Annotated in this window: 14 protein-coding genes; all 14 read right to left on the bottom strand. The window is 37.9% G+C overall.

Translation table 11 applies throughout. From position 1 onward, the window contains the following. Positions 1-2: 2 nt before the first annotated feature. The 14 genes from G525_RS0102510 to nirK all read right to left on the bottom strand — a co-directional run bounded on the left by G525_RS0102510 (position 3) and on the right by nirK (position 13,485). A complete protein-coding gene (locus G525_RS0102510; protein WP_027124746.1) occupies positions 3-848 on the bottom strand; it encodes a hypothetical protein in 846 nt (281 codons plus the stop codon). 97 nt (positions 849-945) lie between these two features. After that, a complete protein-coding gene (locus G525_RS0102505) occupies positions 946-1,341 on the bottom strand; it encodes a hypothetical protein (RefSeq protein ID WP_027124745.1) in 396 nt (131 codons plus the stop codon). A gap of 71 nt (positions 1,342-1,412) precedes the next feature. Then, positions 1,413-2,195: an ABC transporter permease gene (locus G525_RS0102500; protein ID WP_027124744.1), complete on the bottom strand. Its 783-nt coding sequence runs from the start codon at positions 2,193-2,195 to the stop codon at positions 1,413-1,415. Next, on the bottom strand, positions 2,188-2,895 hold the full coding sequence (locus G525_RS0102495; protein ID WP_027124743.1) for an ABC transporter ATP-binding protein: 708 nt from the start codon (positions 2,893-2,895) through the stop codon (positions 2,188-2,190). Before G525_RS0102495 ends, G525_RS0102500 begins: the two co-directional genes overlap by 8 nt. Continuing rightward, on the bottom strand, positions 2,870-4,087 hold the full coding sequence (locus G525_RS0102490; RefSeq protein ID WP_035478779.1) for a nitrous oxide reductase family maturation protein NosD: 1,218 nt from the start codon (positions 4,085-4,087) through the stop codon (positions 2,870-2,872). Before G525_RS0102490 ends, G525_RS0102495 begins: the two co-directional genes overlap by 26 nt. Positions 4,088-4,276: 189 nt before the next feature. Then, a complete protein-coding gene (locus G525_RS0102485) occupies positions 4,277-4,717 on the bottom strand; it encodes a nitrous oxide reductase accessory protein NosL (protein ID WP_027124741.1) in 441 nt (146 codons plus the stop codon). Positions 4,718-4,802: 85 nt separating this feature from the next. After that, complete coding sequence (locus G525_RS0102480; RefSeq protein WP_027124740.1) at positions 4,803-5,417, bottom strand: hypothetical protein; 615 nt, start codon at positions 5,415-5,417, stop codon at positions 4,803-4,805. A 239-nt stretch (positions 5,418-5,656) separates the two neighbouring features. Next, the gene (gene nosZ, locus G525_RS0102475) at positions 5,657-7,624 is read right to left on the bottom strand and encodes a Sec-dependent nitrous-oxide reductase (RefSeq protein WP_027124739.1); all 1,968 of its coding nucleotides are present in this window, start codon (positions 7,622-7,624) and stop codon (positions 5,657-5,659) included. Between the two features lie 33 nt (positions 7,625-7,657). Further along, positions 7,658-8,233 (bottom strand): fasciclin domain-containing protein, encoded by a 576-nt coding sequence (locus G525_RS0102470; RefSeq protein ID WP_027124738.1) that lies wholly within the window; start codon positions 8,231-8,233, stop codon positions 7,658-7,660. A gap of 72 nt (positions 8,234-8,305) precedes the next feature. After that, complete coding sequence (locus tag G525_RS0102465) at positions 8,306-8,794, bottom strand: c-type cytochrome (protein ID WP_027124737.1); 489 nt, start codon at positions 8,792-8,794, stop codon at positions 8,306-8,308. A gap of 353 nt (positions 8,795-9,147) precedes the next feature. Beyond that, complete coding sequence (locus G525_RS0102460) at positions 9,148-10,407, bottom strand: alginate export family protein (RefSeq protein ID WP_027124736.1); 1,260 nt, start codon at positions 10,405-10,407, stop codon at positions 9,148-9,150. A 57-nt stretch (positions 10,408-10,464) separates the two neighbouring features. After that, entirely contained in the window at positions 10,465-11,181 is a 717-nt protein-coding gene (locus G525_RS0102455) for an SCO family protein (protein WP_027124735.1), read from the bottom strand. A gap of 5 nt (positions 11,182-11,186) precedes the next feature. Next, positions 11,187-11,963 (bottom strand): formylglycine-generating enzyme family protein, encoded by a 777-nt coding sequence (locus G525_RS0102450; RefSeq protein ID WP_027124734.1) that lies wholly within the window; start codon positions 11,961-11,963, stop codon positions 11,187-11,189. Between the two features lie 73 nt (positions 11,964-12,036). Continuing rightward, positions 12,037-13,485, bottom strand: coding sequence for a copper-containing nitrite reductase (nirK, locus tag G525_RS0102445; RefSeq protein ID WP_027124733.1), 1,449 nt, complete (start codon positions 13,483-13,485; stop codon positions 12,037-12,039). Positions 13,486-13,519: the final 34 nt, after the last annotated feature.

The following is a 13,519-nucleotide window of genomic DNA, read 5'->3' as shown; positions in this document are numbered from 1 at the left end:
GGTTAAAATTCGAGTTCCAAATAGAGGGAGCTTTTTGGATGCTCCTCAGTGACATTTTCACCTTTCAAGAGCTCATCATTGGCATCAAATAATTTCAAATTGAGTACCCAATAGCCTGTCATGGTTAGCGATAAATTCCCTTCATACCTTTTATCTGCCATATTAAAGGTCAAGTCAGTATTATTTGGGGAACTGTGATTTCCCATACCTGGCATGCGTGGATCTAATGTCAGTTTGTACGCTTCAACCACAGGAAACGAGAACATGGTTTCCATTTTAAACAAACCAATCTTTAAGTTGTTATTACCTATTTTAAAGTCCGTTGGACCTTCCATAGCAACAATATAACGTTGACCATCCGCACCCATAAAGCTAGAAACGTTTTGATATTCACTTTGCGTGACTACAATATCCGAAATGGCGGAATAGTCAACACCATCAATGGTATAGTCAACTTTTAAGGTCCATCCAGAACCGTCAGGGTTCGTCATTTGATACACGATAAAACCCGTGTAAACAGTTTTCTTTCCAGCACCCTTATAGATAACAGATTTAGGACAGGAGTGCTGCATTGTTGGCATTTGCATCATTGGCATCCAAGATATAGAAGCATTTTCAACATAATCATTGGTGACAATATCCTTTATTCTGATGCTGATTTCATTATAACCGGTTTCAAATTCTCCTGCAGTGTTGAATAATTCAACCGTATGTGTGTCATTGGTTAATTCTTGAATTTTAAAAAGCCCTTCAACTTCATTGATTATAGGATCTGTATCGTCATCCGAGGAACATGACACTGTAAATAGGGCTGTAAATAATATTGGGAGGATATATTTTAGTTTCATTTTTTTGAATATTAAGTTTAAAAATTGGTTCTGAGCTCCCCTGCCCGCATGTTAAAACAAGCCAGAAAAGGAGCAAGAGAAATTTATAACGAAAAAATCAACTAAAATTAGGTGGTGGGGTATCAATATTGTGATATTGAAGAATAATATCCTGAGGCTGTTCAAAAATTATTTTCTTATTGACCGCCACGATTTGATGTTGTGAGTCTGCTACTTCTATTTGAAACAAACAAAAGGCATCCAAAGCCATGCGTCTCGTTTCTTGTGCAGGTAGCTCTGTGTTGGAATCTGGTGTACTTTCTACAATCTGTTTGGTCAACTGACATTTACCATTACAGCCTTGCTGATCGTCCTTTTGAATACACAGGTTTTTTGCGATGACTGCCTGATTTGCCAAAAAATCGCCTATAATCACAAGTGTATTGATATTATGTGCAAATAATATAAACACCAAAATAAAGGCCGTGATTTTATGTACAAGCGTCGCTATCATACAGCAAATTTAAGCATACAATTGTAGATTAGCCATGATAATTATCACAATTAAATAACCCTTTTCAAAGCTCAAAAATCCTTTTTCTTTGCCTTCATGGTTATTCTCAAAACTGGTAAAACCACCCATAAAGTCAATGCTGCAAAAGAGATAATTAGTCCTAGACTTGTTCCGAAAAACTGTTTGAATACCGCGCCGGTATATCCCAACAAGGCAGAGATATCCAGTTTCAGTAAGATTAAGGTTCTGGACAAATCGATTGGGTTTAACATGGTGCCAACTAAAGACAATTTATCCAAAGGGTAATCTTCAAAAATAATAAGAGACATCAAGAAAATTCCATCATAAATAATGGCTAAAAACAACCATAGCAAAATAGCATAGCCAAAACCTTTGATTCTATTTTCGTTCGATAGCGCAATATTAAATGCCAAGGCGGTAAAAATAAAGGTCAAAAAAGTGCCTGTGATCAGCAACAAGGAAAAATCCCAAATGGCATTGGACATAAACAAGCCATAAAAAACAAACGGAATGCCCAATCCTAAAATCAAGCTCATGGACAATGAAATGGCCACTCCCAAATATTGTCCTAAGAAAATGGACGACCGTTTTAAGGGTTGGGCCAATAAAAGCTCTGTAAACTCTTTGGAATTATAATAGTACATGACCCCAAAAATGGTTCCTATCAAAGGTACCAGCACAATAATCACATTCATTAGGGTGATGACCGCTTTGGAAAGATCATTGTTTAAAAATAACAACACGACACCCAATAATAAGTAAAATGCAAAATAGACGTAGCTCCAACGGCTGCGCATGAGATCGTAAAAACTATATTTTAATATTTTAAGCATGATTGTCAGTTAAAATGGATGCGATGGCATGTTCGAAATCCGGTTGATTGGTTTTGTTTTTAAGCTCAGTAATCGTTCCTTTAAAGTAAATTTTACCTTCTAAAAGAAATACAATTTCATCTGAAATCTCTTCCACAAAACTCATGATGTGTGAGGTAATCAATATGGTCTTTCCTTTCGCTTTTTCGGCTTGAATTAATTTCTTTAAACGCAATAAGGAAATGGGATCCAGACCTGAAGTGGGTTCGTCCAAAATCACCAGCGGACTGTCAAACATAAAGGTTAACACCAAGTTGACCTTCTGTTTGGTTCCTCCAGATAGATTCCCCAATTTCTTATCTAAAAACGGGTCTAATTTAAATAGACTGATCAATTCTTTATCTAAGTTGACATTGCCACGTAGATCCTTAATCATGGTAATTAATTCCTTAACCTTTAGATTGTTTGGGAAATTGGCTATTTGTGGTAAATAATCAATTTGATGTCGGTAATCAGAACCATTTTTTATATTCTCCCCCAATACAGAGATAGCTCCTTTATTTGGAATAACCATGCCCAACAAACATTTGATGAGTGTTGTTTTACCAGAGCCGTTGGGACCTAGAACAGCGAAGATACCGCCATCTCCAATTTCTAAATTGAGACCACTTAAGACCTCATTTTTTCCAAATTTCTTATATAAATCCTTTATTTCTATCATGGTCTATGCGTTTCATTCTTGGGTTTTCATCCATCAAATCGTCTGGAGTAAACACTGGGGAGACTTTTTCTGAAAAGTCTATCAGGTCTATGAATAGACTTCTCAATAAAATGATGGTTTCAGGTGTTCTGTTCACGATATATGAAAAAAGCTTTACCGGACGATAAGGAACATCGCCGATGCCATCCTTATCCAGATCATAACCCGTGTAGTTACTCCAAAAATTGCTTTCAAATTTATTGTCATTGATTTTTCCATTGTAGGAAATATCAAAAGAATTATAAAGAAAGTTATTGTTGATGATTTCATTTTCATAACACGCCCCTTTCACTCTGATAGCATAGCCGTTACTTGTAAAATCGTTGTTGGAATATACCAAACGGTTACTTCCTTCCACCGTTATTCCCACCGTGTTTTCTATGAACTTGTTATTGATAAGATTGACATCGTTGACTTCCTTCAAGAGCAATCCGTAGGCCGCCGTGCCCCAATTTTTTGTAATGACATTATTTCTTACTTCCATCACTTTTGAAAACATTAAAGCGATTCCTGCACCATTTGTTTCAAACACATTATTAATCACCTGATTATTATTACTGAACATAAAATGAAGTCCGTAACGCACGTTGTTCTTGCTAAAATTATCAGTGATGGTTATATCATCAGAGAATTCAAGATAGATGCCATCTCGCACATTTCGTACATCATTGCCGCGGACTTCCACATTTTTACAATACCATAAATGAACGGCATTCCCTGAGTTAAATTCGGTTACAGCCTCACCTTGAACTTTATTGTTTAACACCTTTCCATGATTGGATTTTTGAAGATAAATACCAAAAAACAGTTTTTCCAGCTCTAAATTCTGAATAACAAATCCATTACTATTGACAACACGTACCGCGGCATAATCAGTGGTATAGCTTACGCCCACGTTGATAATCCTAAAGCCGTCGATGGTCACGTTATCAGCACCTACCGTAATGATTTCTCCCTGAGCTTCACCATCTATGGTTGGAAGCCCTTCTCCTATTAAGGTGATGCTTTTATCAATTTTTAAGTTGGCTTCTTTGTAGATTCCTTTTTTTACGAAAATAGTATCTCCTTCCCTAGCTTGCTGTAGCGCTTCGTGGATGGTTTGCACGGTACAGGTTGAACAGACCGTTATCGTTTTTGACCAAACGTTGGACATGGATAATAGTGCCGTTAGAAAAAAGAATATGTAGTGTTTATTTTTCAAAATGAAGATTAAATTAATCAATATGAAATCATCCTCTTTCGAGTGATTTAATTACGTTTCAAGAATTGCAAACTATGGAATTTGGAAAAAGACCTCAGCAAATATGTGAGGCTTTTTTCATTTAAACATTGCTGAAGCCATTTATTTTATAATTTTGAGATGCTCCTGAATGTCCTTCCATGAATACATGCTCCCTTTAAATTTCTCTTGAGCTTTCTTTGCATCTTCTTCCTTTAAAAATGCTGAAAGGTTTTCACCCATAGGGCTTTGCAACAATTCGCTCACTAAATACGTGGCCTTTTCAGCACTCACTAATTCACCAGGTTCGTTGAAGTCAGCCACCAAATAGTAAGCCATTTCAGTATCCTTAAACTCATCCTGTAGTGAATGCACCATGCACTCAATGGCATCATATGTATAAGCTTTCCCCTTTGAAGTCACCAATTGTGACGCATGTTGCTTGTCCACAATGGTCATATCACAATAATGGCAAGCATCTGATCCATAATTTATAGGCTGCGGTTCGACATTGCAAGCCCCTAGGAAAAGGCTTAGAATAGCGAGGAAAAAAAACTGCTTCATAGGTTTTTATTTTTAATCATTCGTGATGTATTCAAGAAAATTTATAATATCAATTTTCTATTAAAAATTATACGCTTATTCCTTATTAAGCCACTTTTTTAGAAGCGCTTTTACCTACAAAGAAGGCAACTACGGTAAGCAACATGCCGAAAAATATCATATAGGCACCCGCTCCAGGCCAAGAATCAACATCAAAATTCAACATTTTTTGATATCCTATTAATGGCGGTTTATAGGTCATGGGCGTTCCATCCAAGTTTTCAAGTTTCATGATGGCCTTTGGATCGAGATCAGTTCCGTATTCTATGAGCCATAAGTTAAAATCATACATTCCCAAGATGCCAAGAATAGACATGAGTACAAACCAGCCAAGAAACCATTTGTAACTTAATTTTCCAAAGAAACCAAGTACGCCAATGATTACTCCAAGAGCTACCATAATTCCTATAACCATAGGAAACACTTCAAATTCCCACATTTCTTCAACTTTCGGAATCGTTTTCATTCCAATATAGTGGTTCAAACCATCAATGTTTTGAATGTCAAATTCTTCTACACCCTCAATACCTTGAATATAAATATCCATCCCAAGTGGATCAGGGTACTGTGGTGCACCGAGCATAATATTCCATAAGGGGAACTTGAATAGTCCTAATAACAAAAGCGATCCTATTATCATTATAATACCAGCTTTTTTCATAATATTGTTTCCCGTGCAAACGGGAATATTTTTTTAGTTAATACTCATTTCAAAACAGTCGATCTAAATTGACTGTACATAGCACTCAAAAATCAATTTTGACAATCCATTGTTTAAATTAATTTAGAGATTGCTGCTTGTGCAAGAATAGAAAGGCGAGAGCGATACTTCAACTCTCGCCTTATTTAGGAAAATAAACACTAAAACAAAACTTTCCTAACCTTATACTATTGGCAATCTTAATCTTCGCCTAAACTCCAAGATAATTCGATATTTGAATCCGCTGGACTTACACGTACATAACCTTGCATTTCTTGATGAAGTGCAGAACAGAAATCTGTACAATAGAAGGGCCATACACCTACTTGTTTAGGTTCCCAGACTAAGGTTTCAGTCGCTCCTGGCACAATAAGCATCTCAGCGTTATTAGCACCGATTACTGCGAAACCGTGAGGAACGTCAAAGTCTTGCTCTAAGTTGGTGATATGGAAGTACACCTTATCACCTACTTTTACACCTTCAATATTGTCCGGACTGAAATGGCTTCGGATCATGTTCATGTATATGTGAACTTCATTTCCATCGCGCACGACTTTGGTTTCTGAATCATTAAGTGCAGCATACGGATGTTTGTTTTCTGCAAGTTTAAAGATCTTTCTAGAGTTTTTGGCAATCAATTCCGCAGGAATAGCAGCCGCATAATGCGGTTCACCAATGGTTGGGAAATCTAAAAGAAGTTCCATTTTATCGCCGCTAATATCAAACAATTGTGCAGATTGGGTCAACTCTGGTCCTGTAGGTAAGTATCTATCTTTTGTAATCTTGTTTAAGGCTACAAAGTATTTACCAAACGGTTTACGTGAGTTTCCACCTGGAATCATTCCGTGTCCTACAGAGTAAAATACAGGTTGACGGTCTAAAACTTCCCAAGTGCCAACTTTCCATTTGACAACTTCAGAAGAGATAAAGAAGGTGGTATAAGCATTTCCTTTTCCATCAAATTCAGTATGCAATGGCCCTAAACCTGGTTGTTTAACCACGCCCGCAAGGATATCCTCAAACTTTAAGATTGGAATTCCGTAAGCTTCGCCATCAAATTTCTTGTTTTCGATAGCATCAAGCATTTTGGTAAAACTGTGCACTGTTAAGTCGGCAGATAATTTACCGTTACCAATAATATACTCTCCTGATGGATCTACATCACAACCGTGCGGCGATTTTGGAGTAGGCAAGAAATAAACAGCTCCAGGAACGTCCATTGGGTTTACAGTCAATACTTCTTTCAACATGGTTGACGTTGCCGTATGCGTGTGTTCATCCAAAACGTTATGTGCATAATTGGCAGGCACCATTTTTCCACCACCGTTGTTCACATATTCTTCAATGACTTTCCAGTTAATGGCCGCAATAAAATCCTTATCGTTTTGTGATGCATTAACCTCTAACAAGGAGTGTGCTTCTTCAGTGTTATAAGTGGTAAAGAAGAACCAACCATGACTCTTATCACGCCCGGGGTGAGACAGGTCATAGTTAAATCCAGGCATTATCAATTGGAACTTAATTCCCATTCGTCCTGTTTCCTGATCAACGCTAATAAACGTTAAAGAACCTTTAAAATTCCCTTTATATTCATTTATAGGCATGTCCTTTTGTGGAATTGGCACAGAGAAACGCGTTCCGGCAACCACATATTCCGTATTTTCAGTAATAAATGAAGAACTATGGTTACCCGCACTATTTGGGATTTCAATAATCTCTTCCGTTTTGAAATTCTGCAAACCAATTCTTGCAATTCGAGGGGTGTTGTTTCCATTGATAAAAATCCAACGGCCATCCAATTCACCATTTGTTTGTGAAATATCAGGGTGGTGAGAGTCATCCCATGGTACAAACCCGTAAGACGTGTTCAACATCGGTTTGGTTTCTTCAGTATACCCATATCCATTTTCTGGATTTTGCGAGAATACTGGGAGCACCTTGAGCATTCGTCCGGAGGGCAGGCCATAAACACTCAACTGTCCACTAAATCCTCCGGACATAAATGCATAATATTCGTCGTGCTCACCAGGAGCAACATACACTCTTTCAGCAGCATTTGATGCAAGACCACCTTGGCCCTTGGTACCTCTTTGGTCATTTCCATTATTACAACTTACCAAACCGGCAGCTATAGCTAAGAAAAATAAAATATTAATTGATTTTTTCATTGTCTTATTTGTTTACATTAAATTGATTTAAAATTAATTTGCCGGAAAGATGATATGATCCACCACGTGAACAATCCCATTTCCGGCGGGAACACTTGCAAGAATTTTGGCACCGCCCACATACACATCATCTCCGTTTACTTCAACAACAGCATCTTCACCGCTAGCCTGCCCCACCTTTTTAAATTTTTTCAGAAAATCTTTTGAATAGTTTCCTGGTGTGACGTGATTTTTTAATATGTAAGCTAATTTTTCTTTGTTCTCAGGTTTCAGCAAATCTTCTACAGTGCCTGCTGGCAAAGCCTCAAAAGCGGCATTTGTTGGAGCAAAAACCATTAAAGGCCCGGCATTAACCAGCGCATTCTCTAAACCTGCTGCTTGCACAGCGGCCACCAATGTGGTGTGGTCCGGTGACCCGAGGGCTATTTGTAACACGTTGGGTTGAGACCCGTCATCTTCAATAAATGCTTGTCCTTGGTTTTTAGACTGGACATCATTTGCGGAGGAACGCTCTCCTGAGGTTCCATTTTCAGTGGTTGTTTCATTTTTACAAGCTGCAAACACAAGTAATACTAACGAAACAAAGATCAGTTTAAGGATTGTTTTCATTTGAGTTTAGCTTTTTGACCTTCAATGCATTATTCGCTTCGCAGGCCGGCCGGTTGGTTACCTACTTATCTATTAAAGTGTTCTAAAATATTCCAACATTTGTCTTGCCTGCTCTTCAGACATTTGCTGATTTGCCATTGGAGACCCATTAAACTCGAGCAACAGATCATGGGCAAGAGGATCATCCTTGGTCATTACGTCTGGGTTTAAAATCATGTTCATCACCCATTCTGGAGTTCTTCTTTCCAAAATACCCTTTGGAGCTGGACCAATGAATTTTTTGTCCACCTTATGACAAGCCGTACAATTCATTTTATAGACTTCCTCACCTTTAGCTGCCATTTCCATATCAATGGTTTCACCAAGCTCCACGTTTTTAATTGGCCCAATACCTTTGTTGGTCAAATCAACCCGTTGAGAAGCTGGCACACTGGATACTACTTTTGTTTGCTCAGTTGGAGTACTTTTCTCATAGGGATCAGTGTTCTTTTTTTCGCCATCACCACATCCCATAAACAGCAGGACTCCTAATACTGTAAAAATTGTTAGTGTTTTTTTCATTTTTATCATGATTTAAGTTTTAATTAAATAACCTTGAGCCCCGTTTTATTTAAGAAAACTTTAAAGCTCGTTTGTGATTTCTTTAACAAATCTAACCCGTTAGATTTTCATAATACATGACAATAATCATATTTCAGATAATTTTATCCTCTTTAAGGTTGTGATTTTAGTTTAAATTAGTCCAACAACTAAAAACCATCTATAATAAGCTCACTAACAGCTCAAAACATGATGATCTCATCAGGAATAGCGCAAAAAAAATCCTTCAAGCCCATCTTACTGGATTTCTTGAAGGATAATTTAATGTGTCGTGATTGGATATTTCTTTTTAGAAACGTCCTTGAAAAAAGAAATTAGTCATTTATTTTGTGGGTGAACAGTTTCGGTTTGAAAACAAACATAGCCCAGGCCCAGTTAGTGGTATTGTTTTTATCGCCTCCTTTAAGCACTTCCATGGTTTCGGTTGCAAACATGTGGGAATAGCCTACTTGAAAATCAATGTTATTTGCGATTTTATAACCAAATGAAAAATCGATCTCAGTTCCTAAATAGTTGTCCTGTTTATTCCCCATAGTGTCAACCACATTTGCAGCAGCTGAAAAAAGATGTGGCACCATTATAAGCGTTACTTTCTCCTTCTGATATTTTAAAGGCACACTGATGTCCAATAATCCCACAGAATTAATATGATTTGAAACATAAAAGTAATCCATCCATCCATTGAATTTATGATTGGTTCCAAATAAAGGATTAAAGGACTTTAATTTTTCTGAAGTGGTATCCATGTCGGTACCAGAAAGCAATTCAGCACCAAGTCCAAAAGTAAATTCTGGAATTACTGAATAATGTAAATTTCCTGATAGGTTATAGGCGCTCAATTGCCGATCGGCGATTTTTCCCGTTTGGAAATATAGGGATGCTTCTGCCTTTAATCTGTTCTTGCCAAAAGATAAAAATCCGCCTAAGGTTTGGTTATAATCTACTTCTTGCTCACCGTCCTCTTCAAAGGTAAATCCTGTATTAAGCGCTAAAAGGCTTAGATTGAAATGCTCAAAACTGGTATGGTACCATGCATATTGAAAGGCCTTATAATTATTGACGTCATAATCGGCTTTAAAAAGCGTTTCTTCTTCTTCATTTATAGCGAGTCCAAGATCTAAACGATTTTTCGAATTAGGTTGAAAGGTTGCTATAAACGCATCATGGCTCCTACCAGCTTGTGCCCAATCTACATTGCCAAAAATTCGAGAATCGTCATAGATGATTTCCTGACGCCCCATCTTAAAGGAAAATTCAGGATTCAAATTAAACGACGCCCAAGCTTCATGGATGGCGGTTCCGTTAGCATCACTTGCAGCCAATGTACTCACCTCTCCCCATGTTCTGACATTTTGTAAAGAGATATATGCCTTTAATTTTTCACTGCCATAATTAAAATTCAATCGGGAGCGTTGTGATACAAATGTGGCTGCATCGGCATCATCAGGCACTAAGGTTTTATACCCATGCCGATATTCCACACGTGGTCTTAACTGGAGATCGATACCAAATTCTTGTGCAAGAATAGTCTGACTTAACGTACCGAAGCACATCAAAAGAATAATTTTTTTCATGATTTTGCTGATTTTAGAACTTTTTATTGATTTCACCTACTACCTAAGCCATGACAATTATTTAATAGAAGCTACCGCTTTCTCTATGTTCTGAATGGTAGCGTCAGAATTGACCCCAAGGCCTTCTTGTTGAAATACCATTTCACCTTGATCATTAAAAACAGTGATAATGTTGGAATGTGAAAAATCAATAGGTGAGATCTTTTTATAATTCACCGCTACAACTGCTGCAAATTCGCGTGTGTTGTCTTCTGAAGATCGAAGAAACACCCATGGCTCTTTGTCCATAGCATTTTCTTCAGCAAAGGCTTTTAAACGTTCTGGAGTATCCGTTTTTGGGTCGATGCTCACAAGGACCATTTTCACGTTTTCTTTGGTGTTTTTTGTAAGTTTTGCTTCAATATTTCTCATATCTGCCACCAATCTTGGGCACGCTGCTTTACATGAGGTATAAATCATGACCGTCACCAGAACATCTCCTTTTAAGTCTTCAAATTGGAGATCTTCTCCGTTTTGATTCGTCCAAGTAGATTTTAGGTTAAAAATGGAAAGCTCTGATATTTCACCTGAGGCTTTCTTTTCTGAAGGTTCTACTATTGCCAGATCCATTTTACAAACCGGACAACTTCCTGGTGCATCGTACGTTTTCTCGCCTTCACATGCCATCGGACACTGATATACGGCGCGCTCATCTGTTGATGTATGGCTTTCATTTTTACAAGCAGTCAATCCTAAAAAAAAGAGGCTACAAAGTATAAATACTATTTTTTTCATAATTTTTATGGGATTTCAATATCCTTGGCACATCTAAATCCGAGATTCTTTATCGCGTAATTGGCCTTGATACTTCCTCTAAAAGCGTAGCGCATAAACGCTGCGTAATTCATTAAATCTGTAGCACCCAACGAGGCGCTTCCACAGAATAGATTGTCGTCTTTTTCGTTATCTTTTCTTGATTCTCCTGACATCAACACCGAATTAAAATCCGAAGTCCATTCCCAGACCAAACCATGCAAGTCATAAACGCCCCAGAAATTCTTAGGATTTTCACCAATCAGATTTTCATTGGATCTTGGTGCTTCGTACCATGACAGGATCTGTTCGTTATATGATTTTTTGATACGGGCATCTTTAACGGTTTCATCAGACATGGCGGCATATTCCCATTCGTCCATAGTCGGCAAACGTTTACCCTGACAGTCGCAATACGCCTTGGCCGCAAACCAACTGATATAAGTCACTGGACTGTTTAAATTGGCGTCATCATTGATTTCAAGATCATTTTTCCAATTTCTGAGATACATCTTGTCAGCGAATATTTTTTTGGCGTTTGATTTTTGCCATTCTGGATATTTCGCAACAAACGCCATATACTCTTTATTGGTCACTGGATAAACATCCAAATCAAAATCCTTGACTTCAACTACAGTAGAATCCCTTCCGTATAAAGGGATGTAACGGGCTCCATCGATACGTGCCATACCTTCAGACTGTCCATAACTAATTGTGTGTATTAAGATCAAAACAAACGACAATCTGAAGATATTGGTACGCATAATTGGGTTTTATATTAACAATTTCTAGTTTCTAAGAGTAATCAATTTTGACTTCGATCACAATTTTGAGACTCTATTTTTTAGATTTCACTTTCTTTACCATTTCAGTGGTCACCACCGTTTTATTATTGCCCCAGCTATTATAAACATAAGTCAATACATTGGCAACTTCTTCTTGCGAAATCATTTGTGCGGTCATGATACTGTTGTATTTATTACCATTGACAGTAATCTCTCCACTTAATCCGTAAAGTACTGCTTCAATAGCTCTATCAACATCCGCATTTAAATAATCTGAATTTGCCAAAGGAGGGAATGCATTGGCGATCCCTTGTCCTTCTGCTTGGTGACAAGCAATACATGTTTGACCGTAAATCTGTTTTCCAAACTTCATTTGCTCATCAAACGATTTTGCAGGAACATCAGATTCTTTAATCTCATCTGTAGTTGGCATTTTTTGGATTCCTGGTCCTTCTGGAAGGTAAATATTATCCATTTGCTCTCCTGAGTAGATTTTTTCATTTTCTTCACCAGTAACATTCAACAGACCTAAAGCACCTTTATTGAACGCTCTAAATATAGAGTGATCCACCAAAACATAAGATCCAGGAACATCTACCTTAAATTCTACCATGGCTGCACCACCGGCAGGAATCAATGTGGTTTGGACGTTGCTATTTACAAGTTCCCCACCTTCAACGTGAACCTTATCAAATATTTCACCAATCACGTGGAAAGATGACACCAATCCAGGACCGCCATTACCAACAAAAAGTCTTACGGTCTCGCCCACTTTAGCAGTTAAGGCTCCGTCACCGGTCAATGCACCAACACTTCCGTTAAACACGACATAATCCGCTTTTTCATCCACAGCTTTTTGCATGTCAAAAGCCTGTAAACCACGCTCACCATTTGGACCTGCTGTATAAAAATCACCTTGCATCACATAGTATTCTTTATCTACTGGAGGTAAACCGCCTTCTGGCTCTATCAAAATAAGACCATACATCCCGTTTGCAATATGCATTCCTACAGGCGCAGTGGCACAATGGTAAACGAACAATCCAGGAGCTAATACCTTAAAGGAAAAGACCTTTTCGTGACCTGGAGCTACAAAAGAAGATTCTGCACCTCCACCTGGCCCATTGACCGCATGTAAATCAATATTATGAGGCAACTTATTATCTGGGTGATTTTGCAAATGGAATTCAATTTCATCGCCCACTCTAGCTCTAATAAAACTTCCTGGAACTGAACCTCCAAACGTCCAATAAACATAACGAACCCCATTTGAAATTTCACCTTCAGCTTCAAGAATTTCCATCTTCACGATGAGCTTTTTCGCTTTACGCTTCCCTACCGGCGCCGGTACATGTGGCGGTGCGGTTAGTTCTGCAATCATCTCGCGATTGACAGGAATCTCTTCGGTTGAAGCATATTCGGTTTTCTTTTCTTTAAAACAGCTGAACATTAATAATAAGGACAGCAGTGATATTGTTTTTAAAAATGGTAGTGATTTCATGTTATATTTGTTTATGGTTCAAAATTAGTTCGTT

It is taken from the genome of Gelidibacter mesophilus DSM 14095 (assembly GCF_000423005.1).
In the GTDB taxonomy this organism is placed as follows: Bacteria; Bacteroidota; Bacteroidia; order Flavobacteriales; family Flavobacteriaceae; genus Gelidibacter; species Gelidibacter mesophilus.
The sequence above is the reverse complement of the archived record's forward strand: the minus strand, read 5'-3'. Positions and strand labels throughout refer to the sequence as shown.

Coding starts and splice junctions, on each gene's coding strand:
- G525_RS0102470 (WP_027124738.1), bottom strand. CDS start 8,233: ATGAAAACAATCCTTAAACTGATCTTTGTTTCGTTAGTATTACTTGTG.
- nosZ (WP_027124739.1), bottom strand. CDS start 7,624: ATGAAAAAATCAATTAATATTTTATTTTTCTTAGCTATAGCTGCCGGT.
- G525_RS0102505 (WP_027124745.1), bottom strand. CDS start 1,341: ATGATAGCGACGCTTGTACATAAAATCACGGCCTTTATTTTGGTGTTT.
- G525_RS0102465 (WP_027124737.1), bottom strand. CDS start 8,794: ATGAAAAAAACACTAACAATTTTTACAGTATTAGGAGTCCTGCTGTTT.
- nirK (WP_027124733.1), bottom strand. CDS start 13,485: ATGAAATCACTACCATTTTTAAAAACAATATCACTGCTGTCCTTATTA.
- G525_RS0102510 (WP_027124746.1), bottom strand. CDS start 848: ATGAAACTAAAATATATCCTCCCAATATTATTTACAGCCCTATTTACA.
- G525_RS0102480 (WP_027124740.1), bottom strand. CDS start 5,417: ATGAAAAAAGCTGGTATTATAATGATAATAGGATCGCTTTTGTTATTA.
- G525_RS0102500 (WP_027124744.1), bottom strand. CDS start 2,195: ATGCTTAAAATATTAAAATATAGTTTTTACGATCTCATGCGCAGCCGT.
- G525_RS0102450 (WP_027124734.1), bottom strand. CDS start 11,963: ATGCGTACCAATATCTTCAGATTGTCGTTTGTTTTGATCTTAATACAC.
- G525_RS0102485 (WP_027124741.1), bottom strand. CDS start 4,717: ATGAAGCAGTTTTTTTTCCTCGCTATTCTAAGCCTTTTCCTAGGGGCT.
- G525_RS0102460 (WP_027124736.1), bottom strand. CDS start 10,407: ATGAAAAAAATTATTCTTTTGATGTGCTTCGGTACGTTAAGTCAGACT.
- G525_RS0102490 (WP_035478779.1), bottom strand. CDS start 4,087: ATGTCCAACGTTTGGTCAAAAACGATAACGGTCTGTTCAACCTGTACC.
- G525_RS0102455 (WP_027124735.1), bottom strand. CDS start 11,181: ATGAAAAAAATAGTATTTATACTTTGTAGCCTCTTTTTTTTAGGATTG.
- G525_RS0102495 (WP_027124743.1), bottom strand. CDS start 2,895: ATGATAGAAATAAAGGATTTATATAAGAAATTTGGAAAAAATGAGGTC.